The organism is Mycobacterium sp. 1245111.1, from assembly GCF_001673405.1.
Taxonomy (GTDB): Bacteria; Actinomycetota; Actinomycetes; order Mycobacteriales; family Mycobacteriaceae; genus Mycobacterium.
The window spans coordinates 1-25,444 of record NZ_LZLV01000035.1 but is presented as its reverse complement, the minus strand read 5'-3'; the positions used below and the strand labels follow the sequence as shown (position 1 = coordinate 25,444).

The window sequence follows — 25,444 nt, the reverse complement described above, 5'->3', positions numbered from 1 at the left end:
GCCACCATTAGAGGATGGGTTTCGACGCAACTAGTGAGGATTGTTCTTGGCCGTTCGAACTCATTAAAAGCCGCCACGCAGACCGATGTTATCCCGCATCCCTCCTACTAATTGGACACACTTGCTGGATATGAGCGTGATCGACAGGCATCGGCGCTGGAACAGGCTCGCGTACCTGAGCACGTCCGAGAAGGTGCTCAACCGCGCGCTATGGGCACTGCTCGTAGTCGCCGTCATGTACGCGGTCGTCCATCATGTAGTGCTCGTTAACGTCCCGGCCCGCTCCACTTGGGCGCCCGCGCTCGGATCGATCTTCTACGACTTCGCCATCGCGTACGCGGGCGCGTTCACGTTCTACCTGTTGAACGTGCGGCTTCCGCTGCGACGCGATCGCCGCAACGTCTACCGGCATGTCGGGCCGCTCGTCGGACTCATCGTCACGCAGAGCGACTACTTGATCACGAAGCTCAACGAAGCCGCACAGATCACCCCACCCAACCGCGACAACACGTGGCCGAACATTCAAGAGTTGTGCAGCAAGATCAACGCCGACACGGTCAGCGACGCGGGCCTGTTCTTCGGCACAAAAGGCATTGGGCACCACAACGTGCTGACGCTGATCGTTGACAACATGAACCGAACCCGCGCATGGATCACCAGCATCCTCGGCTTCTCCAGCTTTCTCGCTACCGACCTAATCGACATGCTCGCTGCGTTCGACGTGCACACCCACTACCGACTCGCCAGCGAGCACGTCATGATCATGGAAACCACCGGAATCCCGGTTAAGAACGACGATTTGAAGTTCTGGGCGGAAGGGCTATTCGCCTTCACTCAATTGACTAGCCAGCTCAAGGACTATGGCGACAAGTACTTGCCCATGAAGTACGAAACCAGACCAGAACTCGCACCACCCCCAGCGCACCGCGCTAATCATGTCGCGCCGCCCCGGTAGCCTTCGCGGCCTGCGCAATAGCTCTGCGGTCCTCAGAAGAAACTTCGTCTAGATCTAGACTAACTTTCTCTACTGGCCGCTCTGGTGCTGAACCTTGGCCTGCGTCGCGTTGGCGTTGCTTCGCTGCAGCGGCACACACCTTCACCAGGGTTCGATCTTGTTGTATGGGGGCAGTGGGCGGTTGATGCCGAAATACGTGATCGGGTCGGTATCAAGAGATTTCAAGGCCCCTGGGGCGGCGCGGCGTATCCAGTGGCGGCCCGCGCCGTCGGTGAACGCAATCTCCAACCCGAGGTGTCCGTGTCCTTGCATCGGATGGTTGCTCGGCCCCGTCAACGTCAACTTGTAGTTGCCGGGTGGGAGAACCTGAACAATCGCGCGCATCCGATGGCCCTCGCTGTACTTCTCGATCTCTTCCGCTGTGCCTGGCGCAGCGCCCTGCATCCAAACCAAATACGCCACAACGTTGTACACGGCCTCGCTTGAACTGTTCGTGAGGTTCACCTGCCGCGGGTCGTTGACGTGCTCCGAGTACTTGACTTCGGCCGGCAAGTCACCGTCCAGCGGGACGCTCCACGCGCTGATTCGCCGCGCCTGATCCAGCTTCTTCTCGATATTCGCCTCATCGCGCACGCGATCAGCCTCGCGGCGGTCAACATCGGCGCGACGTCGCAGGTCCAACCCGTTGATGACCGCCCACGTCAACGTGCCCACAGTTCCGAACGCGGCTATGCCGGTGATGATCAACTGCCCGTTGATATTTATGCCCTCGTCGGCCAAAAGGATGGGTATGTCCACAAAGATGCCGACGAGCGTCGCGACGATTGCGACGACGACCGCGACGGTGAACAGACGAGAAGGCATGCCGCGAAGTTAACCGGACGCCGTTTCCTTAAAACGTCTGAACACGAATCTTCGGGTAGATCGCCTCGCACGTTGCTTGCATCGCCGGGTCGCTGCTTAGCGCGGTGGTGTAGTAGCGAGCTACACGCTCAATGTCGCCGGAGAAATCAGACAACTGCACATTGAGCGCTCTCACTGTTGTCACCTTTCCGGCGACTGCGTCGATCACAGCGTTCTGGTAGTTGGAGGTCTCGTCAGACAGCGTGTAATGCGCAGCGCCGTCTGGCAACGGACCAGCCGAGTAAACACGCCACGTGTACGCCGTCTGTGTTGACCGCTCATACAGGAACCGAAGCGCACCCGTGTGCATCAGCGTGTGCCGCATCAGCGCGCTTGGCGGGCGTTCGCGGTTCGCGCGCTGCGCTCACTATCTGGGGTGTTCGCCCACGACTGATGCCCGCCTTTCGAGCCGGCTAGTCGCCGCTCGGCTGGGGTCATCCCGTTGTTCGCCACGAGGCAACCATAACGCTGCCGGCGGCGCCGTGACAACGTCAAATGTGTTGCCGTGACAATGTATTGACGTTTGCAGGTGTGAAAACCGTTACCCGACAACAACCTTCACAGCAGCAGCGAAATCTACATAGACAGTGTGGTTTTCGCTGCTTGAGACATCATTTTCACAGGTCCCCGAGATTCAGACCACGGGCCTCATCAGCGGTGCGGGAACTCGCGGTCGCCCGCACATACCGGTCCAGCATCTCGCGGGAGCGCCACCCCGCGACGGCCATCAAACCGCCCTCGCTGCCCCCTGCGGCGAGCCACCGACTCGCGGCGGTGTGCCTCATGATGTGCGGATGGAACCGCGGGATGCCCGCGAGTTGAGCGCGGTACGCCAGCGAGCGTTGCATCGCACCATACGAGAACGTGGTACCGCGGTCACCCAGCCACAGCGCCTTGGTGTCGGCGAGCCGATGAGTGCGACGCATCCGCTGATACCTGTCGATAGCCAACCCGGTTTGCGGCCCGAACGGCACAATGCGACCGTAGCCACCTTTGCCTCGCGTGATGACCGCAGTCCCCCGCTTGACGTCAACGTCGTCGACGAGCATCGCCGCGACTTCACCGGCCCGCGCACCCGTCTCGCACATCAGCCGCACGATTGCCTCGTCGCGTCGATCACGCAGCGTTTTACCCTCACACGCCTTCAACAGGCGTTTGATTTCGTTGTCGTCCAGCGGCTCGGTGATCTTCTCGTCCAGCTGCGGCTGCTTCATACCCAGCAACTCGTTGTGCTCAATCTCGTCTTCGCTGAGCAACCACGCCGAATAGCGGCGCAACGCCTGCTGTCGCGTCCGAGCGGTATGCGGCTCGGCGCCCGCTGCGAGTAGCGCAGCGGTGAACGCTTGCACCGTCGGCCGGTCAAGGACCGCTTCGCGTTCGTTGTCAGCACACCAGTCGACGAAGATGCGGACACCGCCGATATACGTGCGGATCGTCCTCGGACTTTTACGCTCGGCGGCTAGTGCGACCTGCCATGACTCCAGTAGAGCAGCGAGGTCGGGTGCAGCCTTTTTTCGGCGGCTAGACATGCATATATCATGCTTGACAGTTTTGTGGTTGCCGAACGTTTGGGCGAATTCGTCTGTTTACGCACGTCAAAGCACTGCTGTCATGACAATATCACGACATCTCAAGCGTGATATCTCCTGCGTAACTCACCTGCGTGAGTCTCGCATACCCGGCTGGGAGGCCAGCCCGCCGGCTACCAGAGCCTGCGCAGTGCGGCCGAGGCGTTTCGGGCTCGGCCGCGGGCGGTGGCGACGTCCGCGGCGGTCACGACTACCGCCCCCAGCGGCCTGCGGGACTCAGCCTCATCGTGAGCGAATACCCGCACGTCACTTTCGGTGGTGCGCAGCGCCTCGGCCAGCGCGCCACCGCCCCGCGGGTGGGGGTCCCCGCCGCCACCGGCGTAGATCACTCCGACCGCACCCGGGGAAACCATGATGGTGTCGGTGGGCAGGCCCAGGATCGCGCGCGCCTGCAACTCGAATTCCGAGAGCCGTTGCGTGCGAAGGGTGACCAGGCCGCTCTCGAACGGCAGGGCGGTGACGTCGTTGAAATACACCTCGTCGCCGCGGACCATCAACTCCACGCCGAACAGGCCACGTCCGCCCAGGGCCTTGACTATGCGGGCCGCGATCGACCTCGCGGCGTCCAGCGCGGCCGGGGTCAGGTCCTGCGGCTGCCAGGATTCCCGCACGTCACCGACGGCATCGCCATGACCGATCGGCTGACAGAAGTCCAGCGTCGGGCCCGACGGGCCGTCGCTGCGGACCGTCAGCAGGGTGACCCGGAAGTCGATCTCCACCAGGGTCTCGGCCAGGACCCTGCGGCTACCGGCCCGCTGCCAGGCCGCTTCGACGTCGCCCGGTAGCAGCACCACCGATTGGCCCTCGGTCCCGACGGCAGCCACCGGCTGCACCCGCAGCGGGTAGCCGGCGTGGTCGGCGATGGCGCGCAGCTCGTCGAGCGAAGCCGCGAACCAGAACGGCGCGGTGGGTAGGCCGAGTTCGTCGGCGGCCAGCCGCCGCAGGCCTTCCCGATCGGCGGTGAGCCGCGCGCAGCGCGCCGAGGGGACGAACTGCGTGGCGACGCCGTCGCCCGCGGCAGCCAGCGTGTCGGTGGACACCGCGTCGGAAGCCGTCACCACGACATCCGGCCGCGCCCGCTTGATGGCGGCGCCCAGCTCGTCGGCGTTGGTCAAGTCGATCAGCAGCGATTCGTCGGCCGGGACGTTGGCGTTCGGCTGCTGTCCGGCAACGATCACGTGCGCCCCCAGACGCCTGAGCGCGGTCGAGAGTTCACGGCTGAATTCGCCTGTGCCCAGCAACATGACCGTCGGCCCACGCCTCGACCCGTTGTGCAGCCCGCCTTCAGCCACCGGTCCCACCCTCTCCCCTAGTAACGCTGCTCAAGGATAGGTGCGCTGCGCGACCAGGCGGGCGACCGGTAAACGCACTCAGTTACTTGCATCATGCAAGTAACATGGCAGGCATGCTGCCCCGCATTTACGAGAATCAGGTGTGCTCGATCGCGCGCACCCTGGAGTTGGTCGGCGACCGATGGACGCTGCTGATCGTCCGCGACGCCATGCGCGGAGTGCGCAGGTTCGACGATTTCCGCGCCAAGCTCGGCCTGGCCCAAAACGTGCTCAGCGACCGACTGTCCCGGTTGACCGAAGCCGGTGTGCTCGAGCGGCACCGCTACCAGGAACGGCCAGACCGGTATGAGTACCGCCTCACCCAGCAGGGCAAAGACCTCTGGCCGGCGCTGATGTCGATGCTGCTGTGGGGGGATCGCTACCTCGCGCCGGATGGCCCGCCGCTGCTCGTGACGCATCGAGACTGCGGCGGCCGCCTGACCGAACAGCTCACGTGCACCGATTGCGGCGCCAGCCTGGGGTACGGCGACCTGGAGACGGCGCCAGGCCCCGGCAGTCGTGAGTCAGTTGCACGACGCAACTGACTCTGCCATAGTGGGTTGCATCACGCAATTGACTTGGAGATGCCGATGACCGTCGACCAGATGCCTTCCAACGCAAGCACATACCTCCTCGGCCACGCCGATCCCGAGGTGCAGCGGCTGCTGAAACAGGCCAAGTTGTATGACGGCTATACCGAGCACGCACTGCGAGAAGCGGGTCTGCGGCCGGGCATGCGGGTGCTGGACGTCGGCTGCGGGCCTGGCGACGTTTCGTTCGTCGCGGCGAAGTTGGTCGGCGAGCAAGGCTCCGTGCTCGGCATCGACGCCGCCGACATCGTGGAGCTGGCGCGTTCCCGCGCCGCAGAACGTGGGCTGAACTGGGTGCGTTTCGAGCAGACCACGGTTGGCGACCTGTCGCTCGACGAACCGGTGGACGCCGTGATCGGGCGACTGATCCTGATGCATCTCCCTGACCCGGTGGCGACGCTTCGGCAGCTGGCCGGCTTTGTCCGACCGGGCGGTTTCCTCGCGTTCTCCGAATACGACATGACGGCCGCGCGGACCGTCCCCAAGGTGCCGCTGTGGGAGGACGCGAGGGATGTCATCGCCGCTACCTTCACGGCCATGGGCCTGTCCACGACGTTCGCCGCCACGCTGCCCGCGTTGTTCGGCGCGGCGGGGCTGTCTGCGCCACGGCTGACGTTGGGTCAGCCGGTCGGCGGGGCAGATCATCCGGAGGTGGTGGAGTTCGTCGCCGACACGCTGCACACGCTGGTTCCCGCGGCCGAAAAGTTGGGTGTGCCCCTCGACGGATTCGCCGACCCGGACGCACTGCGGTCCCGGTTGCTCGACGACCTGGCCGCCGCGGGGGCCATCGCGACAACTCCCGCGTTGATCACCGCCTGGAGTCGCGTCTAGCGGTTACGGCTGACCGGGCAGCAATCGGAGCATCAGGCCGTTGGCCTCGGCCAACATGGTGTCGCCGTCGAACAGTTCGCCGCGGACAAACGCCTTGCGGCCCTCGGTAGCGGCGACATGTCCGCGCACCACCAGCGGGGTGTCGATCGGGGTGATCTTGCGGTAGTCGACGTGGATGAACGCGGTGCGGCTGATCGGCCGGCCGGCGGCGTGCACCACCATGCCGAAGACGTGGTCGAACAGCAGCGGCAGCACACCGCCGTGCACCGCACCGTTGCCGCCGACGTGGAATCGGCTGAAGTGGCCACGCATTTCGACCCCGTCGGGGTCGTACCGACTCATCGTCCACGGCGGCAGCAGCAGGCTGCCCATCCCGGGCAGTTGCGGCGATCGTCCGGCCGGGGCCTGACCTTCGGGCGCTTTGTAGGGCGCGAGCTGGTCGGCCAGTGCTTCGGCGTGCGCGGCGGCGTCATTCCAGAGGTCGTCGCTGGGATCCGCCGACACCGCGAGGTCCTGCACCCGCCGCATGGCCGCGACGAACCGGCCGAAACCCGGGCCCGGGCTGGCCGCGCCGTATTCCGGGAAACCGCCGTGATGGTCGTAGTCGGGGTCGAGCTGTTCCGGAGAGTCGGTCACGGGCGAGCCGCCAGCACGTCACGACGCACGATCGTCTGGTCGCGACCCGGCCCCACACCGATGCACGAAATGTGAGCTCCGCCAAGCTCTTCCAGCCGCAGCACGTAGTCACGCGCCTTCGCGGGCAGATCGTCGAATTCGCGCGCGTCGGAGATGTCTTCCCACCAGCCGGGCAGTTCCTCGTAGATGGGCTCCGCGCGGTGCAGATCGCTCTGCGTCATCGGCATCTCGTCGGTGCGCACCCCGTCGACGCGGTAGCCGACACACACCGGCACTGTCTCCAGGCTGGACAGCACGTCGAGCTTGGTGAGGAAGTAATCGGTGATGCCGTTGACCCGGGTGGCATAGCGTGCGATCACCGCGTCGAACCAGCCGGTGCGGCGGCGGCGTCCGGTGGTGACACCGAACTCACCCCCGGTCTTGGACAGGTATTCGCCGCTCTCGTCGAACAGTTCGGTGGGGAATGGACCCGAGCCCACCCGAGTGGTGTAGGCCTTGAGGATTCCCAGCACGGTGGTGATCCGGGTCGGCCCGATGCCGGATCCCACGGCCGCGCCGCCCGCGGTCGGATTCGAGGACGTCACATAGGGATACGTGCCGTGGTCGACGTCGAGCAGCGTGCCCTGCGAGCCCTCCAGCAGGACGGTCTCGCCGGCCTCCAACGCGGTGTTGAGCAGCAGCCGGGTGTCGGCGATGCGGTGCTTGAAGCTCTCCGCCTGCTCCAGCAGAGCCTCGACGACGTGCGCAGGGTCGAGCGCTTTGCGGTTGTAGATCTTGACCAGCACCTGGTTTTTGAATTCCAGCGCGGCCTCGATCTTGTGCGTCAACTCGTCGGGGTGCAGGACGTCGGCGACGCGGATCCCCTGCCGGGCGATCTTGTCCTGGTAGCAGGGCCCGATCCCGCGGCCGGTGGTGCCGATCTTCTTGTTGCCCATGTAGCGTTCGGTCACTTTGTCGATGGCCACGTGATACGGCATCAGCAGGTGCGCGTCGGCGGAGATCAGCAGCTTCGAGGTGTCGACGCCGCGATCCTCGAGCCCCTTCAGCTCGTCGAGCAGCACGCCGGGGTCGATCACCACACCGTTGCCGATGACGTTGGTGACGCCCGGGGTCAGCACACCCGACGGGATGAGATGCAGCGCGAAGTTCTCGCCGCTGGGCAACACCACGGTGTGCCCGGCGTTGTTGCCGCCTTGATAGCGAACGACCCACTTGGTGCGGCCGCCGAGCAGGTCGGTGGCCTTGCCCTTGCCCTCGTCGCCCCATTGGGCGCCGATCAGGACGATTGCCGGCATGCCTCGCTCCCACTCATTTTCGCCGCTTATTGTGGTCCAGCCGGTGACCCACACTATCTCAGCCGTTTGCGAGGAAGCTCTTGAACGCCCCACCCGTCGCAGTTTTGGCGTTCGACGATCGACTGCCGCGCGCACTGCGCGACCAGACGGTAATCGACACCGGTGACATCGATGCGGCGATCGCCTCAGCGCGACGGGTGGTGGTGCTCGGCGCGGACGGCGACCTCGCATTGGTGCTGACCCGGCTGATGCGCGCGGAGCTGCTCGACGTCGAGGTGGCCTACGTCCCGCGCCGCCGCACGCCGGCCACCCGGGCGTACCGCCTGCCGGCCGGGTGGCGGGCCGCGCGTCGGGCAGTGCGCGGTTCGGCCGTGCGGTTGCCGCTGATTCGCGACGAGACCGGGTCGGTCATCGTCGGGTCGGCCGTCTGGCGGCCCGCGGCCGGCGAGCGGCTGCTGCACGGTGAGGCCGTGGTGGACGACGCGTTGCTCTTCGACGGCGACGTCGCCGAGGTGGCGGTCCAGCCGACGGCGGCCCTGCCTGGAGTGCGGGCCCGGGTCTCGGGCACGCGTCGCTGGTTGACCGGCCGGGCCGCGCAATTGGGTGGGCCCGGGATTTCGGTGGTCCGCGATGGGGTGGCCGCGCCGCGGCCGGTGCGCCGCTCGACGTTCTATCGGCACACCGAGGGCTGGCTGGCCGTCCGGTGACCAGCGTCGGTAGTTTCGTCGGGTGAGCGCCCGCGACTTGCACCGGTCGGTGCGACCCAGTCCGATCTTCTGGGCCATCGTCGGACTGACCGTCCTCGGTGGCGGGCTGGCTTACTGGGTGGGCGACGACGTGACACCACTGGCCTACGCCGCAGTGTTCGTGATGGTGATCGCCGGCTGGGTGGTGTCGCTGTGCCTGCACGAGTTCGGGCACGCCTTCACGGCCTGGCGATTCGGCGACCGTGACATCGAGCTACGCGGCTATCTGGACATGGACCCTCGGCGCTACGTGAGCCCGGTGTGGTCGATCGTGGTGCCGATCGCGATCACGGCGATCGGCGGGATCGGTCTGCCGGGCGCCGCGGTCTACGTGCGGTCGTCGTACATGACGGCGCGGCAGCGCACGCTGGTCAGCCTGGCCGGGCCGGCGGCGAACCTGGCGTTGGCCGTGCTCTTGCTCGGGGTGACGAATCTGTTCTTCGACCCGAAGCACCCCGTGTTGTGGGCCGGGGTGGCCTTCCTGGGCTTCCTGCAGATCACCGCGCTGCTGTTGAACCTCATCCCGATTCCCGGCCTGGACGGATACAACGCCCTGGAGCCGCACCTGAGCCCGGAGACACAGCGCGCGCTGGCACAGTTCAAGCCGTACGGCTTCCTGCTGCTGTTCTTCCTGTTGTTCGCCTCGCCGCTCAACCACTGGTTCTTCGGGCTCGTCAACGCGGTCTTCGAACTGTCGGGGGTCTCGGGGTTGCTGTGGCAGTTGGGCGCGGGCCTGACCCAGTTCTGGCGACACCTGTTCTAGATCGGCGGCGCGCCGACGCTCCCCGCTCCGTGCTCTCTCAAGACTGGCGGGTGTTGTCTCGATAGAGCTGATAGAGGTTCAGCCAGGCCAGGCACATCACGAACAATGGGATAAACGGCGGTTTTATCCCCAGGGGCAGCACGTTTGCCGGCACTTCTGGCTGCATATGCACATACGTCGCGACCCCTAAATTGACCACCAGTCCGGCCGAGGCGGCGAACACAAGCGGGCCATACAGGGCCGGAACTTTCTGCTTGGCGTGGCAAGCCGAAAGCAGGCCAAGGCCGATGGCCATTTCTCCGGCTTTGCCCAGCGGAATACTGAATCGTGGCAGGCCACTCTTGGTTATCTGGATATCGAACCATGTCGCGAAAGGCTCGAATAATTTCAGAAACCCGAATGCAAACATAAAAAGGCCCAGGAAGATCGAATTATATTTCAAGACCCTGTTGCCGTGCGCTGGTGTCACAAGTCCCCCTCCTTGGCACAATTTTTTGACGCTCGTGAATAGACACCGCCCATCAGGACGGCGGAAAACTGGACCGACAATTCCAATACACGAGCGACCTGCACGATCGATCCGATTTGGCACGACGCGGGCGTGAGTCGGGCTTTACCCATGCGGCTGGAATTCCCGCAGTCGCGCAGCGGCGACTGCGCTCAGCGCGGTAGCGCGGCGCGTAGCGTCGTCGACCTGCACGATGACCGTGCGGGCTACAGCTACACACTGTTCGCGCTGAAACAGGGCCTGCGCCAAGGTGAATGAGGTGCGGCCGACCGACTCGACGTTTGTGCCGATCGCGACCTCGCCGGGCCAGGTCAACTCACCGCGGAAGTCGAGTTCGAGGCGGGCAATCACGAACGATTTGCCCGTTTCGACGATCCCCGCGCCGGGAGCGTAGAGAAGTTCGACGCGCCCGGTTTCCAACGCCGTCGAAAACACCGAATTGTTGACGTGGCCTTGCCGATCGGTATCTGCGTAGCGCAGCTTGTCGAAGGCGCGCGAGGAAAACCGCGCGAGCGTCGGGGCGTCGTCCATGCCGGAGTCCTTCTCTGGAGTTATCACGCGGCGGCGAATGTCGCGATGTGGTCGATAGCAGTGTTGAGCGCGGTCTCCAGCGGTTCACCGTCGCGCGTCACTTTGGCAAGCAGCAGTCCGCCTTGCAGCGACGCCAACAGCGCTGTAGCCAGCGTGTCGACATCAGCGCTGTCGACCAGCCCACCGCGATCACGCAGATCGCTGAGACCAGCTCGGATGACATCGTGCCAGCGCCGGTAGGCGACCGCGACGTCTTCTCTTGCGGCGCTGTCATTTTCGGCCAGTTCGCTGCCCAACGAGCCCAGCGGGCAACCACCGCGAAACCCGTTGCCACGTTGGAGGTCCACGATGGTCGCGGCCCAGCTGCGCAGCGCCGCTAGCGAATCGAGCCGCGCCAGCATCGACTCCTGGAACCCGAGGACCGCGTCGGCCTGATATTCGATGACCGCATGGGTGAGCGAGCGCTTGTCCGCGAAGTAGTGGTAGAGCTGTGACGCGCTGACGCCGGCCGCGGCCTGAACGTCCTCCGTACTGGTTGCGCCGACGCCGCGTTCGTAGACCAGCGCGGCCGCAGCAGCCAGGACGCGATTCCGGGTGGCCTGGCCCTTCGGGGTAGTCATCGGTCCAGACTACCGATTCTGGAGTTGACAATCCAAAAATTGACGAGTTTTCTGGAGAGATCAATCCAATCGAGCCCCGGGAGACAGTCATGGCGACACCCACGTCGACGATCAGAGACCAGGCGCGCGCACTGGCGAGCGCCTCTGCGGAGCGACTGCCCGCCGATGTCATAGCCGCCTTCGCCGCCGATCAGGCTGCATTGGACGCTCGCGGCGTACCAGAACTTGTCCTGTCGCCGGGGTCTGTCATGCCCGACGGCGAACTGCTCGACGTTCATGGCGATTCCACCTCGTTGGCGCGATTGCGCAACGGACGGCCGGCGGTCGTGGTCTTTTATCGCGGGGCCTGGTGCCCCTACTGCAACATCACGTTGCGCGCCTACCAAGCCGAACTGGTTCCCGCGCTCGGCGAACGCGGCGTCGAATTGATCGCCGTCAGCCCCCAAAAACCCGACGGTTCGCTGACTTCCGCGCAGTCCAACGAATTGACGTATGCGGTGGCATCCGATCCAGGCAATCACATCGCCACCGCGCTGGGGATTCTGACCGAACCCTCCCCCGAGTCAATCGCCGCACAGGCCAAGTTGGGACTGGACACCACCGAGGTGAATGCGGACGGGACTACAGCCCTGCCCATGCCGACCACCGTCGTCGTCGACGCGGCGGGCATCATCCGGTGGATCGACGTGCACCCCAACTACACCACCCGCAGCGAGGTGCCCGACATCCTGGCCGCCGTCGACGCGGTGAGCTGAAACCCTTGTCCAGCAACGCATTCCTCATCACCGGCGCCAACGCCGGGCTCGGCAAAGATGTGGCGCGCCAGTTGGCGCTGCGCGCCGACGTCGACTCCATCTATCTGGCGTGCCGCGACCAGGCCAAGGCAGGGGCGGCGCAAGCCGACCTGCAACGGATCACGGGTCGGTCGGTCTTCGAGGTCCTGATCATGGATACCGCGGACCTGGCCTCGGTGCGTGCGGCACTCAACGCACTGGAGCAGCCGCTGCGGGCGGTCCTGCTCAACGCCGGTGGCACCGGCGGTCCCACGCCCATGGCGCACACCCCCGAGGGGGCGACAACAATCTTTGCTTCCAACGTGCTCGGCCATGCGTGTCTATTGGAGGGCCTCCTCGATGCGGGATTGCTGACCTCGGCGGCCGTGCTCACCGGGAGTGAGGCCGCGCGAGGAGTACCCAAACTGCGGATGAAGCGGCCGACATTTGCCACCCGGTCGGTCGAGGAGTTCGCCTCGGTCATCGACGGATCCTTCTTCGACGGCCGCAAGGTCGATCCCATGCTTGCGTACGGGCAGGTGAAGTATCTCGGAGCGCTGTGGATGTCTGCGCTGGCACGAAAACACCCGGACCTTCGGCTGCTCACCGTCAGCCCGGGAAACACGGCGGGCACCGATGCACTCAGAGACCTGCCCACCGTGCCCCGGGTGATCATGCAGCGCGTGGTGATGCCGTATGTGGGACCGCTCTTCGGAATTTCGCATCCATTGGACGTCGGCGCGAAGCGGCTCGTCGACGCCCTGGTGGGCGGTGAACTGCGCAGCGGAAGGTTCTACGCGAGCGCGGCCAACACGTTGACCGGTCCACTGTTCGACCAGTCCAGCATCGTCGCCGACTTCGCCGACGTGACCGCTCAAGAGCACGCATACCAGGCGATCCACCGCTTCTTGGAAAAATCCGATGACCACGCCACACCGGGCTGACTAGCGCGCTCCTTGCCATATATGCAAAGGTCCGCATATATTGCTGGCTATGGGCGCGGGCCACGATCACGCGAGCCCGGGCACCCCGGCGCCCCGGCTGGCGATCGCCACCGCGCTGCTCGGCGGCTTCTTCGTCGTTGAACTGACCACCGCGCTGCTGATCGGCTCGATCTCGCTGCTCGCGGACGCCGGCCACATCCTGACCGATGTCGCGGCCACCTTCATGGGGTTATGCGCGGTGATCCTCGCCCAGCGCGGCAGCGCGTCACCGGCCCGCACCTACGGTTGGCACCGCGCCGAGGTGTTCACCGCCGTCGCCAACGCCGTCCTACTGATCGGGGTCGCGACGCTGATCCTGCGCGAGGCGATCAGCCGGATCGGTCAGGCACCCGACGTACCAGGCGGGCCGATGATCGTCGTCGCGCTGACCGGGCTGGCCACCAACGCCGTGGTCGCACTGCTGCTGCGCTCGCACTCGTCGCAGAGCCTGGCCGTCAAGGGCGCCTACATGGAGGTCATCGCCGACACGGTCGGCAGCATCGGGGTGCTCATCGCCGGCGTCGTCACGCTCACCACACACTGGCCCTACGCCGACGTGGTGGTCGCCGTCCTGGTCGCGCTGTGGGTACTCCCCCGCGCCCTGTCGCTGGCCGCCGGAGCCCTGCGCATCCTGTCGGAGTCGTCGCCCAGCCACATCGACGTCGACGAGCTGCGCGCTGCGCTGGCGGCGGTAGACGGGGTCACCGAGGTGCACGATCTGCACGTCTGGACGCTGGTGCCGGGCAAAGACATGGTGACCGCGCACCTGGCCAGCTGCGACGATTCGTCGCGCGTGCTCCGCGACGCGCAGGCGGTGCTGGCCGAGCGCGGGCTCGACCACGCGACCATCCAGATCGAGCAGCCGGACGACGTCAGCGACTGCGCGCCCGGCTTCTAGCTCAGGCCGAGGCCTTCGCGCGCGGCCGGGTCACAGTCGTCGAGCAGATCCAGGCACCGGGCCTGTTCGTCGGTCTCGCCGATCGCGTCGGCCGCCCGGGCCAGCGCCGCGACGCAGCGCAGGAAACCGCGATTGGGCTCATGCGAGAACGGCACCGGACCGAAACCCTTCCAGCCGTTGCGGCGCAACTGGTCCAGGCCGCGGTGATAGCCGGTGCGGGCGTAGGCGTAGGCGGTGATCACCTTGTCGTCGGCGAGCGCGTCTTCGGCCAAGGCCGCCCACGCCACCGACGCGGAAGGGTGCGCGGCCGCGACGGCGGTCGGGTTGTCGCCGGCGTCGAGTTGGTCCTCGGCCTCGGGGTCACCGGGCAACAAGATCGGATCGGGTCCCAGCAGATCGTGCATCGGCGTCATGCCGATATTGTGCCGTGCTGCACTTGTTCGACCGATGCCGCCACCGTCAACCCGGCCTCGGGTCGCTAAGCTGCAATAGGTATTTCGACTTAAGGACGGCTGGCCTATGCCCAATCCATCAGGGTCTGACCGCGACAACACGCCGGACGCCGCCGATCGAGACGCCGCGAGCGACGCAGTGGAATCGGACGCGGACACCGCTGTCGAACCCACCGCCGGTGCCGACGAAGAGACCACCGAGACCCGTCGCGGGACCGATCCGGCGACCGAGGTGATCGGTCCGACCGGGCACGAGCAGCAATCGCCGACACCTGCGCTTCAACCCGGTGAACGACGCTTCACCGCCCCGGGTTTCGACGCCAAGGAAACCGCGATCATCAGCGCGGCCAACGAGCCCGCCACCGAGGTCTTCGCCCCCGGCCGCCCCCTCGAGGGCGGCCAACTCGGAGTCAGAACCGCTACGCCGCAACTGATTCCGCCTCGGTTGGGCGCCAAGCTCCGGCCGTCCAGCCAGCGCAGCTGGGGGTGGGTGCTGGCGCTGATCCTGATCATCTTGGCCCTCGCCGCGGTCGCGGTACTGGGCACCGTGCTGCTGACCCGCAACGACAGAAAGCCGAACGCATCGCAGGAAGACAAGGTGCGCAACACGATTCAGCACTTCGACGCCGCGGTTCAGACCGGTGATCTGACCACACTGCGCAGCCTCACGTGCGGCAGCATGCGCGATGACTACGTCAACTACAACCAGAACGAGTGGAACGACGTCTACCACCGCGTCGCGGCGGCCAAGCAGTATCCCGTCGTCGCCGACATCGACCAGGTGGTGGTGAACGGAAACCACGCCGAGGCCAACGTCACCGCGTTCATGGCGTACGCCCCGCAGACCCGCTCCACGCGCAGCTTCGACCTGCAGTACCGCGACGACCAGTGGAAGATCTGCGAAACTAATTCTGGCTAACGGGGTTTGGGCGGCGGCGCGGCCTCAGCTCACCACATGTCACATCAGTAACGTCAGCTGGAGGCCGGACCGCGGCTAGCTCGAGACCGACTTCCCGTTGCAGTGCAAGTCGTTGCAGGCCTCGATAACTCGCTCGGTCATCGACGCCTCGGCCTTCTTGAGGTAGCTGCGCGGGTCGTAGACCTTCTTGTTACCGACCTCGCCGTCGACCTTCAGCACACCGTCGTAGTTGGTGAACATGTGCGCGGCCAGCGGTCGCGTGAAGGCGTACTGGGTGTCGGTGTCGACGTTCATCTTCACCACGCCGTAGCGCAGCGCCTCTTCGATCTCGGACTTCAGCGAGCCAGATCCGCCGTGGAAGACGAAGTCGAACGGCTTGGCGCCGTCGGCAAGACCCAGCTTGGCCGCCGCGACCTTCTGGCCTTGGTCGAGGATGTCGGGGCGCAGCTTGACGTTGCCGGGCTTGTAAACGCCGTGCACGTTGCCGAACGTGGCGGCCAGCAGGTAATGGCCGTGCTCGCCGTGGCCGAGCGCTTCGATGGTCTTCTCGAAGTCCTCGGGGGTGGTGTAGAGCTTGTCGTTGATCTCGGCCTCGACGCCGTCTTCCTCGCCGCCGACGACGCCGATCTCGACCTCGAGGACGATCTTGGCGGCCGCAGCCAGCTTGAGGAGCTCCTGCGCGATTTCCAAATTCTCGTCGATCGGCACCGCGGAGCCGTCCCACATGTGTGACTGGAACAGCGGGTTCCGGCCGGCCGCGACCCGCTCGGCCGAGAGGGCCAGCAGCGGTCGCACGTAGCCGTCGAGCTTGTCTTTGGGGCAGTGGTCGGTGTGCAGGGCCACGTTGATCGGGTACTTCTCGGCGATGACGTGGGTGAACTCGGCCAGCGCCACCGCGCCGGTGACCATGTCCTTGACGCCGAGGCCCGAGCCGAATTCCGCACCGCCAGTGGAGAACTGGATGATGCCGTCACTACCCGCGTCGGCGAAACCCTTCAACGCGGCGTTGACGGTTTCCGAGGAAGTGCAGTTGATCGCCGGGAAGGCGTACTCGTTCTCCTTGGCACGTCGCAGCATCTCGGCGTAGACATCTGGCGTCGCGATGGGCATGAGTTCTCCTCCTGAGCAGGTGTCGCGCTGAGCCCGGTTCGCCCATCAGTATCGCAACCTGCTTCCGAAGCTCGCAGCCCAGCCCGGGAGGCGGTTGGTAACAGCCGGCCCGAACCGCCGGTATCTTGAATGCCGTGATCACCACCGTGGTGGCTATGCCCAACATCCTCGACCCGATGTATTGGATCGGTCCTCAGGGATTGTTCGCATCGGCGGTGCTGCCGACGATCCTGGCGATCGTCTTCGTCGAAACCGGACTGCTGTTTCCGCTGCTCCCCGGTGAATCGTTGCTGTTCACCGGTGGTCTGCTGGCCGCGCACGGCACGCTGGACATCTGGGTGCTGGCGCCGGCTGTGGCGCTGACCGCGATCGCCGGCGACCAGACCGGGTACTTCATCGGCCGCCGGATCGGGCCCGCGCTGTTCAAGAAGGAAGACTCGCGCTTCTTCAAGCAGCACCACGTGACCGAATCGCACGCCTTCTTCGAGAAATACGGGCCGGCGGCGATCATCCTGGCCCGGTTCATGCCGTTCGTCCGGACGTTCACCCCTGTGGTCGCCGGGGTGTCCTACATGCGCTACCCCGTCTACCTGGCCTTCGACATCGTCGGTGGCGTCCTGTGGGGCGGCGGGGTGACGATCGCCGGCTACTTCCTGGGCAACGTTCCGTTCATCCACCAGAATCTGGAAAAGATCGTCCTGGCCATCCTCTTCATCTCGATGCTCCCGGCGTTCATCGCGACCGGGCGCGCGTACCTGCGGCGGCGTCGCGCCGCCACGGACGACGAAGAGAAGCTGACCGTCGGCGACCGACGATAGTCAGGTCATAGCGGTGAAGGCTTGGAACAGTTCGATGATGCCTTGCAAGGCCTCCGACGGCGTCGGGTCCGGCGTGGGCAGGAAACCGTAGAGGTATCCCGCGTCGGCGATTTCGGTCAGCGAAGGGTTTTCCAGTAACGGGATGATCTTGTAGGTGTCGGGGTTCGCCAGATCGGCGAAGAAGTTGCTGACCCCGGTCTGCAGGCCGGCGCCAAGGGCGGTGGAGAGTTCACCGAGGTTGATGTCGGGCAGAAGCCCGGACGTGCTGACGACGTCGGCATCTCCAGGCGCCCAGCCCTGGTCGATGCTGCCGTAGCCGAGGTTGACCAGAATTCGGGTATCGGGCTCGAGCAAGTCGTAGAGAGGTTGTCCGAGGATCGGGATCAGGCGCAGGGGATCCAGCAGCGGCAGGCTCTCGGCCGGAATCATGTAGTAGTTGACCATGGTGTCGGCCGCGGAGGTCGGCAGCTGGATCGCGTTGCTGATCTGCTCCGGGGTCAGGCTCAAGTAGGTGCCGTGCTCGTAGATGAAGCCCAGCGCTGCATTGAGGTCCGAGAGCAGGTTGATCGGATACTTCGGGAAATCGGCGACGCCGTCGTACTCGGCGGTGTAGACGTCGGTCGGATACAGATCGTTCGGGGTGGCCACGTTGTCTTGCAGATATGCCGGGAAGAGATTGCTGGTCACGATCTCGGAGCCGCCGTTGGGGTTGTCCGGGTCGCCGATCAGCACGAAGTGCACGTCATCGCTCGGCACTCCCTGGCCCGCCAGCTCGCGCATCACCTCCGACGAGATCGAGGCGCTCTGGGAGTAGCCGAAGACCACCATGGGGTTTTGCGCGCTCAAGTCTCCGTGGTTGTAAGACTGCAGGATCGTCGAGTCGAGGATCTGCTCACCTCGCGATTGCGATGTCGGACTTATGTTTTCAGGGGTGAACAGCGACTGAAGTGCCGGTGAAGCCGCGCGGCTGCAGGTAGAGACTGTCGGCGGCGTCGAGGTAGGGCTGGCTCGGTTGCGGAATGCTGGTTCCACCCATCAGCAACGCCGTGCCATCCCCCAGTGGCAGATCGGCGCTGGTGTCAACCAGTTGCACGGCATGCGTCCGAGTGGGGACCGACATTGCCGCGCAGGGTGACACGACGGCGATAATGGCGGCCACGACGCACCAGAGGAAGCCGACAGCGCGCATGTCCGGTCCTTTCACGACACCGGACGACAGTACTACACAAGTACAATTGCGCTTCGGCGATTAGGCGGCGGTGAAGCCCATCGCGACGCCATTCATGCAGTACCGCAGCCCGGTCGGCTGCGGGCCGTCGTCGAAGACGTGACCGAGATGCCCGCCGCAGCGGCTGCACAGCACCTCGGTGCGCGACATCCCCGCGCTGTGGTCCGGCCGCTCGAGCACGGCGTTGTCCAGCGCCCGGTAGAAGCTGGGCCAGCCGGTGCCACTGTCGAACTTGGTCGACGAGGCGAACAGCGCCTGCCCGCAGCCGGCGCAGGTGAAGGTTCCGGCTCGGTGCTCGTCGTTGAGCGGGCTGCTGTAGGGCTGCTCGGTGCCCGCGTTGCGCAACACGTCGTAGGCCGCGGGCGACAACAGACGACGCCACTCCTCGTCGGTGTGGTTGACCTCAAACGTCTTGGCCGGACCGCTCGGGGCGCCGGTCGCGGTGAAAGCGCCCACCGCGCCGGCACCGGCGAGCACACTGAACGCGGCGCCGAGCAGGACGTTGCGTCGGGTTGTCATGGTTTCCACCATACGACCGTGCGGTCAGACGGCGACTTTGAAATCGCATCCGGTCTTGGCGCGGACGTCGGCTACGGTGACGCCCGGGTGCAGCTCGATCAGCGTGAGCCCGTGTTCGGACTCGACCTCGAAGACGCACAGGTCGGTGATGATGAGGTCCACCACCGCCCTGCCCGTGACGGGCAGCGTGCACTGCTTGAGGATCTTCGGGCTGCCGTCCTTGGCGGTGTGGTCCATCACGACGACCACGCGTTTGACGCCGGACACCAAATCCATTGCGCCACCGGGCCCTTTGACCATCTTGCCGGGCACCATCCAGTTGGCTAGGTCGCCGTTCTCGGCGACCTCAAGGCCGCCGAGGATGGACAGGTCGATGTGTCCACCGCGAATCATCGCGAACGAGTCGGCGCTGCTGAAGAAGCTCGACCCGGGCAGGCTGGTGACGGTCTGCTTGCCGGCGTTGACCAGATCGGGGTCGACGTCGTCCTCGGTGGGGTAGGCGCCGATGCCGAGTAGCCCGTTCTCGGACTGCAGCGTGACCGTGATGTCGTCCGGAATGAAGTTGGCCACCAACGTCGGAATACCGATGCCCAGGTTGACGTAGTAGCCGTCGCGCAGCTCTTTGGCGGCGCGCTGCGCCATCACTTCGCGAATCGGGCTGTCTTTCTTGACCGCAGCACCGCCCGTGGTGGTGCGGAATTCGATGCGCTTCTCGTAGCTCGGGCCTTCGATGATGCGGTCGACGTAGATCCCCGGAGTGTGTATTTGGTCGGGATCGAGCTCGCCGATCTCGACGAGTTCCTCGACCTCGGCGACGGTCACCGTGCCGCAGGTGGCGATCATCGGGTTGAAGTTGCGGGCCGTCTTGCGGTAGATCAGGTTGCCCGCCTTATCTCCCTTCCACGCTTTGACGATCGCCACGTCGGCCCGAATGCCTTCTTCCAGAACGTATTCCGTGCCGTTGAAGACCCGGGTGTCTTTACCTTCGGCGAGGTTGGTGCCGAACGCGGTGCGGGTGTAGAAACCGGGAATGCCGGCACCACCCGCGCGCAGCTTCTCCGCGAGCGTGCCCTGCGGGGTCAGCGCCAGATCCAGCTCGCCGGCCAGCACCTGACGCTCGAACTCCTTGTTCTCCCCCACGTAGGAGGCGATCACCTTTCTCACCTGACGCGCCTTGAGCAGTAGACCCATGCCGAAATCGTCTACGCCGGCATTGTTTCCGACGATGGTGAGATCCTTGACGCCGCTGTCGACCAGGGCCTGGATCAGGTTCTCCGGGATACCGCACAGTCCGAAACCGCCTGCGGCGATGGTTATTCCGTCTGCCAACAGGCCGTGCAACGCCGATTCGGCGTCGGCGTGGACTTTACTCATTTGCTCGCTCCTTCATCGACGGTGACGGCGTGGGCGGCTTCCATCAGCATCCAACCGGACAGTTGCACCGACAGATCACGCTCGGGGATTTCGGAAGCGGTGACGGCGCCCGCGACGAACTGCGCCTTCTCGCCGCCGGCCGTCGGCAGGTCGGCCGGGCGGTCCCAGAACGGCCCGAACAGCGGCAGCCCTTCGACGGTCTGGCGGTTGTCCCACGCCGACTGCGCCGACGTGAGCACGATGTGACGGGCGGTGTCGCGGGCCTTGACGTCGTCGGGTGTATCGCCGGGCAGCGTGGTCGCGACCAGCGCGAGGTAGCGGGCGGTGATGCCGGAGAACAGCCCGCCGTCCCCGCCGCCGGCGCCCCGGATCACACCGCCGGGGGCCATCTGCTGGTCGACCGCCGCGACCAGGCGGTGCACCCGCCGCGCGTGGCGGTCGTCGTGGGTGCGGGCGGCGAGTTCGGTCTCTAGACCCAGCACTACGCCCTGGCAGTAGGTGTACTCGGCGCGCACCAGCGAGCCCGCTTTGATGCCGTCGAATACCAGGTGCGTCTCGGGGTCGATCAGCGTTTCGTCGATCCAGTCCGCCATCTGCTGGGCCCGCCGCAGCCGGTCGCCGTAACGGGCCAGGAAGATGCCGGCCGGACCGTTGGCCGGGGCGTTGAAGAACTGGTCCTGCTTGCGCCACGGGATGCCGCCGCCGTCTTCGGGCACCCACGCCTTGACGAATTGGTCGTTCAGCTTGTGCAGTGCGCGGTTACGCTCCACGTCGGCGATCCGGGCCGCCCGCTCCAGGGCCAGGGCCAGCCACGCCATGTCGTCGTAGTAGCTGTTGACCCAGGATCCGTTGTTACGCAGTCGATGTGCACGGATCTGCCGCTTGATCTTGATGCGGCGCTCGGGCTGCGGGTCGCGCTGCTGGGCGTCGACCAGGCAGTCCAGCAGATGCGCCTGCCACCAGTAATGCCAACCGCCGAACCATCGGTCGCGCCGGGTCGCGGGCCAGCCCACCACACCGAGTTGGGTGCCGGGCAACGCCCACAGCTTTTTCAGATGGCGACCAGCGACAGCGGCCTCCGCGCTGACCGCCCGGTTGACCCATACCTGATCCATGTCTGCTGATCTTGCCTTACCCGGGCAGCCACCATCCCGCGGTCTCAGCCACCACGTACAGGCATGAGACCCAATTGCGCCAAGATCCCGGCGAAATCCACCACCGACCAATACTCGACGATTTTGCCATCCCGAACCCGGTGGCGACGTAGCAGATTCTTATTCTCCTCGATCGACATGTGGGCGTCTTCCCCGACTGACGAGGCTCAGCCGTGGTGACACGGTGTCCCACATCTCGACGGGCAATCATGGCCTCCTGCGGATTAGAGGCGATCCATCTCGCGGACCATCGCCGCATTTTCCAGCCAGGAGTAGTGCCTCGGGTAGTCGTGGCGCTTCGGGCGGGCATCGTGCGGCGGTGCCACAAGCGCGTTCTCCACGGCTGCAAGTCGGACACGGACCGCCAGGATCCGACGGCGCAGAGCCGAAGGCTGCGCCCGCAACGCTGCCGCGGTGCCGAGTGCCACCTCTTGCTCGGTGATCAGGACGGGTGCCGGCGGCTTGGTGATCGAGCCCCGCGCCGGCGCCACCAGTTGCTCTCGGGCCTCATCGTTATCGGCGGCCTCGGTGGAAGCGTTGAATACGAGATCTGGCGTGAGCATGTCAACCTCCGTTGGTGCGATCCGTTAATGAAATGGTTGATCGCGGCCTACCGGTCGGAGTCAGTGGCGCACTACTGATATTTCGCACCGTCGCGGCGTGGTAACACCTACAGATGGACAGCAGCGAGATGGCAGCGCTGGTCGACGCACCTGAGGGCCGAAAGTCAGGGCGACATCGATGGGGCGGTGGCGGTATACACCGACGACGTCGAGCACGACGTCGTCGGATTCCCGCACAGCCCCAGTCGCGGTAAGCGCGCCGCGCGCGAGTTCTACGCCTACCTCACCGCCAACTTCCGCGCCGAAAGCTGGGATGTCCTGCGCCAGTATGGCGCCGACGACGCGATGGTCCTCGAGCAGCTCATGACCGGAACCGTCATCGGATCATTGCTCGGGCTCGCGGGCAATGGGCGGCGGATCAGTTTCCGCATGTTGCACGTATTCGAATTCCGCGACGGGCTGATCAGCCGGGAGAATATCTGGCTGGATACGGCCGCGGTGGTGGATCAGTTGAGCTAGCGCCGGGGTAGCAACGCGGCGAGGTCGTCGCGGCTGGCCGTGCCGGTTTTGGCCATCGCCTTGTAGATATGACTTTCGACGGTGCGAACCGACAGCGTCAGCCGTGTCGCGATGTCGCGGTTGGACAGCCCTTCTCCGATAAGCATCACGATTTCTCGTTCGCGGTCGGTGAACGGCAATCGCTCGACAGCCTTGCGCAGGACTGGCGTGCGCGCGTCACATCGCTCCGCCAACGCTTCCGCCTTCGCCGAGCAGCCCAACGCCGATCCGCGTAGGTCGTGGTGCCGGTAGGCGATGGCGGCGTGCGCCGCCGCATCGACAGCGGCGACGAGATCGCCCATCTCCTCGAATTGTTTTGATACCGCTGCCAATTCGGATCCATCGTCGTCATGCAATGCCTCAGCGAAGCGGGCCGCCACGCCCGCGCGGGGGCCTTCGACGGCCGCTTCGAGCTCCCGCAATCGCGGTCCGCAAGTACGCTCCCCGAACTGCGTGGCTGTCTGCAGGCACATCACTTCAGGAGCCAGTTGGCCGTTGCCCCTGGCTGTTTCGGCGGCAGCAAGCGCGATTACGATAGCCTCGCTGATCGCGCCCTGCGCGGCCGCCACCCATGCCTTGGCGATGGCGTACTCGTAGTCGAGGTATCGCCAGCTGGGATGGCGCTCCTTTTCGAGTCTGGCGAGCCGAGCCGCAGCCTGATCCGCCGAGCCGCGCATCGCGAGCGCCGTCGCCAGCGGTATCTGGCATCGATAGCCCCACCCGTTGGAGTCGCTGGAAGGCTCTACGGTTTCGGTGGCCTGGGTCAGCAGCGAAATCGCGGTGTCTAGCCGCCCAGCACCAAGCGACGCTCTGCCCACCGCGAGAGAGCCGACCTGGAAAGACTGGAATGCTCGGAATTCGATCTGTATTTGTCGTACGTTCTCCGCCGGCGCCTCCGCCTCGGCGATTTGGCCAGACAACAAGAGCGCGCCGATGTGGGCGTCGGTGATGATGACGAACGAGCGTATTGGGACGGGATAACCGGCCGTGGCCGCCATAGCCGCTGCGCCGGCGCGGCCCGCTTCTCCGAGCGCAAGCGCGAGGGCCCAGGCTGTCACTCGCTGCGCGACGAGGTCTGGTAGCTCCTTCCAGCTGAACTTGCGCGACGATTCGATCGCCGCATCCGGCTTGCCCATCGCCGCCCAGTACACCGTCAAAAACGCGTCGATACAGCAGCGGCCCTGCGATCCCGCGGCCGGGGATGCATCGTCGATGAGCGCCTTGGCGCCGACGGGATCGGCCAAGGTGAACAGCCGATTGGTGGCCCGCAGAAAGGCGACCCGACCGTACAGTGCGTCGGCCAGCTCGCCTGCTTGGATGTCGGCGAGCAGAGCGTCGGCTTGCTGGCCGCGACCCGTACACGACAAGGCGTAGGCGCGAATAAGCTTCGCGTCTGCGCCCCCTCCCGCACGCATGGCCGCATCAGCGAGCCGATCGGCCAGCTGAATCTGCCAGAGCCAGACCGCGCCGCGGGCTGCCCGGACAAACAGATCCGGATCGGCTTCGAGGTCGGAGTCGAGGCGCAGCGTCGCGCGGCGTACCACCATCCGCATGTCGTCGCGATCATCTGCCGCGGCGAGTTCGCCGGCCACGAGGCCACGTAACCGTCGTAGCCTCGTTGCGGCGGCCCGGTTCCTGCGCACCTCGCCATACAGCGGGTGTGCCAGGCGTGCCTCGACGTGCCCGCCCACATGGTCGAGAGCGATGAGACCCCGTAGGTCGGCCTGCTCGACCGCGGCCGCGTCAGTGATCCGGGTCAGTGACCCGAGCTCAATGGGCTCACCGACAGCGAGGACGTCGATCACATCACTCACCTCGCTGGGCAGGCCTCCGATCCGCCCTTCGATCAATTCGACGAGGTTGGGCGGCAGGACCGGATCACCAAGCCAGCGCCAATAGCCGTCCTGCAGCTTGATCCGTTCATCAGCAACCTCTTGTTCGACGATGTTTCGCAGATACAGCGGGTTGCCGCGGGTCAACGTCCACAACCGCTCAGCGGCTTGCGGGTCCAGCGGACCGCCCAACGTTGCCGAGATGAGCGGGCATATTTCGGCTTCGCACAACGGTTGCAGGTCGAGGCGGTCGAACTGCCCGACGTCCCATAGCTCCCGCGTCGCGGCGGGGACCGGCTCTCCTTGGCGGACGGTGAGTACGACCTTCGCGGCGCGGCGCTGGATGATCTGGTGCACGACGAACGTCGAGACGTCGTCGAGCAGAGCCGCGTCGTCGACACCGAGAACCACCGCCTTGTCCGCTGGTGACGAAGTCAGCGAGGCGATCACGCCACGGACCAATTCAAGGTTGTTGTCGACGGCAGGGCCCACCCATGAGGACAGTGCCCCCAACGGAATCGACCGGGCCGAGGAGGTGCCGACGATCCAGCGGGTTTCACATCCCCGCGACGCGGCAGAAGTCAGTGCTTCGCGCGCGACCCGGCTCTTCCCCACGCCGGCAGCCCCGCAAACCACGATGCCGGAGGACTCCGAGTCGAACACAGCGGCTTCGATGAGTCGCTGTTCTTCTGAGCGGCCGGTCAACGGCCAGGTCAACCGCACCCGTACAGCCTAGAAGCGGTAGCCCCCGCGGTGAGACGAAAAAATCAGTATCCGCCTACTGAGTTGCCACTTACGCACCGGAGCAACGATGACGTCGCGGCCAGCAACCGCTAACGCCCACCTTCCACGGAGGAGCCGTCATGACCACCGACACCATGCCGACCCTGGGCTTCCCCCGAAATCGTGGAGGCATTCTTTATGCTGCCTCCGACTGGATGGCAGCGATCTTTTCGTACTCGATT

The 25,444-nt window shown here is 65.4% G+C and carries 29 protein-coding genes; 11 read left to right on the top strand and 18 right to left on the bottom strand.

Going from position 1 to position 25,444, the window contains the following annotated elements; translation table 11 throughout:
• The first annotated feature begins 130 nt into the window (after positions 1-130).
• Complete coding sequence (locus tag A5658_RS07505) at positions 131-955, top strand: hypothetical protein (protein WP_067332825.1); 825 nt, start codon at positions 131-133, stop codon at positions 953-955.
• Between the two features lie 141 nt (positions 956-1,096).
• On the opposite strand, the gene A5658_RS07500 is transcribed toward A5658_RS07505, so the two are convergent.
• The 4 genes from A5658_RS07500 to purT all read right to left on the bottom strand — a co-directional run bounded on the left by A5658_RS07500 (position 1,097) and on the right by purT (position 4,739).
• Positions 1,097-1,819: a hypothetical protein gene (locus A5658_RS07500; protein WP_067332824.1), complete on the bottom strand. Its 723-nt coding sequence runs from the start codon at positions 1,817-1,819 to the stop codon at positions 1,097-1,099.
• Positions 1,820-1,847: 28 nt separating this feature from the next.
• Positions 1,848-2,183 carry a hypothetical protein gene (locus A5658_RS07495; RefSeq protein WP_067332823.1) on the bottom strand — a complete coding sequence of 112 codons (336 nt, stop codon included), beginning with the start codon at positions 2,181-2,183 and terminating at the stop codon, positions 1,848-1,850.
• Positions 2,184-2,475: 292 nt separating this feature from the next.
• Complete coding sequence (locus A5658_RS07490) at positions 2,476-3,387, bottom strand: tyrosine-type recombinase/integrase (protein ID WP_082993007.1); 912 nt, start codon at positions 3,385-3,387, stop codon at positions 2,476-2,478.
• Between the two features lie 173 nt (positions 3,388-3,560).
• Complete coding sequence (gene purT / locus A5658_RS07485; RefSeq protein WP_231997242.1) at positions 3,561-4,739, bottom strand: formate-dependent phosphoribosylglycinamide formyltransferase; 1,179 nt, start codon at positions 4,737-4,739, stop codon at positions 3,561-3,563.
• Between the two features lie 113 nt (positions 4,740-4,852).
• On the opposite strand from purT, the gene A5658_RS07480 reads away from it, so the two are divergent.
• Both A5658_RS07480 and A5658_RS07475 read left to right on the top strand, forming a co-directional pair.
• Positions 4,853-5,323 carry a helix-turn-helix domain-containing protein gene (locus A5658_RS07480; protein WP_067332853.1) on the top strand — a complete coding sequence of 157 codons (471 nt, stop codon included), beginning with the start codon at positions 4,853-4,855 and terminating at the stop codon, positions 5,321-5,323.
• 60 nt (positions 5,324-5,383) lie between these two features.
• Positions 5,384-6,199, top strand: coding sequence for a class I SAM-dependent methyltransferase (locus A5658_RS07475; protein WP_067332852.1), 816 nt, complete (start codon positions 5,384-5,386; stop codon positions 6,197-6,199).
• 3 nt (positions 6,200-6,202) lie between these two features.
• Here A5658_RS07475 and A5658_RS07470 read toward each other — a convergent pair whose 3' ends face one another.
• Positions 6,203-6,835, bottom strand: coding sequence for a PaaI family thioesterase (locus A5658_RS07470; RefSeq protein WP_067332821.1), 633 nt, complete (start codon positions 6,833-6,835; stop codon positions 6,203-6,205).
• Positions 6,832-8,130, bottom strand: coding sequence for an adenylosuccinate synthase (locus A5658_RS07465; RefSeq protein WP_067332820.1), 1,299 nt, complete (start codon positions 8,128-8,130; stop codon positions 6,832-6,834). Before A5658_RS07465 ends, A5658_RS07470 begins: the two co-directional genes overlap by 4 nt.
• Positions 8,131-8,282: 152 nt before the next feature.
• On the opposite strand from A5658_RS07465, the gene A5658_RS07460 reads away from it, so the two are divergent.
• Positions 8,283-8,837: a peptidase M50 gene (locus tag A5658_RS07460; protein ID WP_369830496.1), complete on the top strand. Its 555-nt coding sequence runs from the start codon at positions 8,283-8,285 to the stop codon at positions 8,835-8,837.
• A gap of 22 nt (positions 8,838-8,859) precedes the next feature.
• The gene (locus A5658_RS07455; RefSeq protein ID WP_067332818.1) at positions 8,860-9,639 is read left to right on the top strand and encodes a site-2 protease family protein; all 780 of its coding nucleotides are present in this window, start codon (positions 8,860-8,862) and stop codon (positions 9,637-9,639) included.
• A 37-nt stretch (positions 9,640-9,676) separates the two neighbouring features.
• On the opposite strand, the gene A5658_RS07450 is transcribed toward A5658_RS07455, so the two are convergent.
• From A5658_RS07450 to A5658_RS07440, 3 genes are all read right to left on the bottom strand, one after another.
• Positions 9,677-10,108 (bottom strand): hypothetical protein, encoded by a 432-nt coding sequence (locus A5658_RS07450; RefSeq protein ID WP_156751314.1) that lies wholly within the window; start codon positions 10,106-10,108, stop codon positions 9,677-9,679.
• A 144-nt stretch (positions 10,109-10,252) separates the two neighbouring features.
• Entirely contained in the window at positions 10,253-10,678 is a 426-nt protein-coding gene (locus A5658_RS07445; RefSeq protein WP_067332816.1) for a thioesterase family protein, read from the bottom strand.
• Between the two features lie 23 nt (positions 10,679-10,701).
• On the bottom strand, positions 10,702-11,298 hold the full coding sequence (locus A5658_RS07440) for a TetR/AcrR family transcriptional regulator (RefSeq protein ID WP_067332815.1): 597 nt from the start codon (positions 11,296-11,298) through the stop codon (positions 10,702-10,704).
• An 89-nt stretch (positions 11,299-11,387) separates the two neighbouring features.
• Here A5658_RS07440 and A5658_RS07435 point away from each other — a divergent pair, with 89 nt between their 5' ends.
• From A5658_RS07435 to A5658_RS07425, 3 genes are read left to right on the top strand one after another with little or no spacing between them, the layout of a single operon-like run.
• Entirely contained in the window at positions 11,388-12,053 is a 666-nt protein-coding gene (locus A5658_RS07435; RefSeq protein WP_067332814.1) for a peroxiredoxin-like family protein, read from the top strand.
• A gap of 5 nt (positions 12,054-12,058) precedes the next feature.
• Positions 12,059-13,015: an SDR family NAD(P)-dependent oxidoreductase gene (locus tag A5658_RS07430; RefSeq protein WP_082993005.1), complete on the top strand. Its 957-nt coding sequence runs from the start codon at positions 12,059-12,061 to the stop codon at positions 13,013-13,015.
• Between the two features lie 49 nt (positions 13,016-13,064).
• Positions 13,065-13,952: a cation diffusion facilitator family transporter gene (locus tag A5658_RS07425; protein WP_067332813.1), complete on the top strand. Its 888-nt coding sequence runs from the start codon at positions 13,065-13,067 to the stop codon at positions 13,950-13,952.
• Here A5658_RS07425 and A5658_RS07420 read toward each other — a convergent pair.
• On the bottom strand, positions 13,949-14,365 hold the full coding sequence (locus A5658_RS07420) for a DUF3151 domain-containing protein (protein WP_067332812.1): 417 nt from the start codon (positions 14,363-14,365) through the stop codon (positions 13,949-13,951). The two genes, A5658_RS07425 and A5658_RS07420, sit on opposite strands and share 4 nt — an antisense overlap.
• 106 nt (positions 14,366-14,471) lie before the next feature.
• Here A5658_RS07420 and A5658_RS07415 point away from each other — a divergent pair, with 106 nt between their 5' ends.
• Positions 14,472-15,323: a hypothetical protein gene (locus A5658_RS07415; protein WP_067332811.1), complete on the top strand. Its 852-nt coding sequence runs from the start codon at positions 14,472-14,474 to the stop codon at positions 15,321-15,323.
• Between the two features lie 75 nt (positions 15,324-15,398).
• On the opposite strand, the gene fbaA is transcribed toward A5658_RS07415, so the two are convergent.
• A complete protein-coding gene (gene fbaA / locus A5658_RS07410) occupies positions 15,399-16,433 on the bottom strand; it encodes a class II fructose-bisphosphate aldolase (protein WP_067332810.1) in 1,035 nt (344 codons plus the stop codon).
• 134 nt (positions 16,434-16,567) lie between these two features.
• Between fbaA and A5658_RS07405 the strand changes: the two genes are divergently transcribed.
• Positions 16,568-17,251, top strand: coding sequence for a DedA family protein (locus A5658_RS07405; protein ID WP_067332809.1), 684 nt, complete (start codon positions 16,568-16,570; stop codon positions 17,249-17,251).
• Here the strand turns inward: A5658_RS07405 and A5658_RS07400 are convergent, their stop codons facing one another.
• The 6 genes from A5658_RS07400 to A5658_RS07375 form a co-directional block, all read right to left on the bottom strand.
• Entirely contained in the window at positions 17,252-18,283 is a 1,032-nt protein-coding gene (locus A5658_RS07400; RefSeq protein ID WP_082993004.1) for a PE-PPE domain-containing protein, read from the bottom strand. It abuts the gene before it with no gap.
• A complete protein-coding gene (locus A5658_RS28400; protein ID WP_067332807.1) occupies positions 18,177-18,440 on the bottom strand; it encodes a hypothetical protein in 264 nt (87 codons plus the stop codon). Before A5658_RS28400 ends, A5658_RS07400 begins: the two co-directional genes overlap by 107 nt.
• Positions 18,441-18,500: 60 nt before the next feature.
• Positions 18,501-18,998 (bottom strand): peptide-methionine (R)-S-oxide reductase MsrB, encoded by a 498-nt coding sequence (gene msrB, locus A5658_RS07390; protein WP_067332850.1) that lies wholly within the window; start codon positions 18,996-18,998, stop codon positions 18,501-18,503.
• 24 nt (positions 18,999-19,022) lie between these two features.
• The gene (locus tag A5658_RS29180; RefSeq protein ID WP_067332806.1) at positions 19,023-20,372 is read right to left on the bottom strand and encodes a 3-oxoacid CoA-transferase; all 1,350 of its coding nucleotides are present in this window, start codon (positions 20,370-20,372) and stop codon (positions 19,023-19,025) included.
• The gene (locus A5658_RS07380; RefSeq protein ID WP_067332805.1) at positions 20,369-21,487 is read right to left on the bottom strand and encodes a glycoside hydrolase family 76 protein; all 1,119 of its coding nucleotides are present in this window, start codon (positions 21,485-21,487) and stop codon (positions 20,369-20,371) included. The genes A5658_RS29180 and A5658_RS07380 overlap by 4 nt, the downstream gene beginning before the upstream one ends.
• Before the next feature lie 263 nt (positions 21,488-21,750).
• On the bottom strand, positions 21,751-22,089 hold the full coding sequence (locus tag A5658_RS07375) for a hypothetical protein (protein WP_067332804.1): 339 nt from the start codon (positions 22,087-22,089) through the stop codon (positions 21,751-21,753).
• 186 nt (positions 22,090-22,275) lie between these two features.
• Here A5658_RS07375 and A5658_RS07370 point away from each other — a divergent pair, with 186 nt between their 5' ends.
• Positions 22,276-22,608 (top strand): nuclear transport factor 2 family protein, encoded by a 333-nt coding sequence (locus A5658_RS07370; protein ID WP_231997241.1) that lies wholly within the window; start codon positions 22,276-22,278, stop codon positions 22,606-22,608.
• Here A5658_RS07370 and A5658_RS07365 read toward each other — a convergent pair.
• Positions 22,605-25,202 (bottom strand): LuxR family transcriptional regulator, encoded by a 2,598-nt coding sequence (locus tag A5658_RS07365; protein ID WP_067332802.1) that lies wholly within the window; start codon positions 25,200-25,202, stop codon positions 22,605-22,607. The genes A5658_RS07370 and A5658_RS07365 overlap by 4 nt on opposite strands.
• Positions 25,203-25,444: the final 242 nt, after the last annotated feature.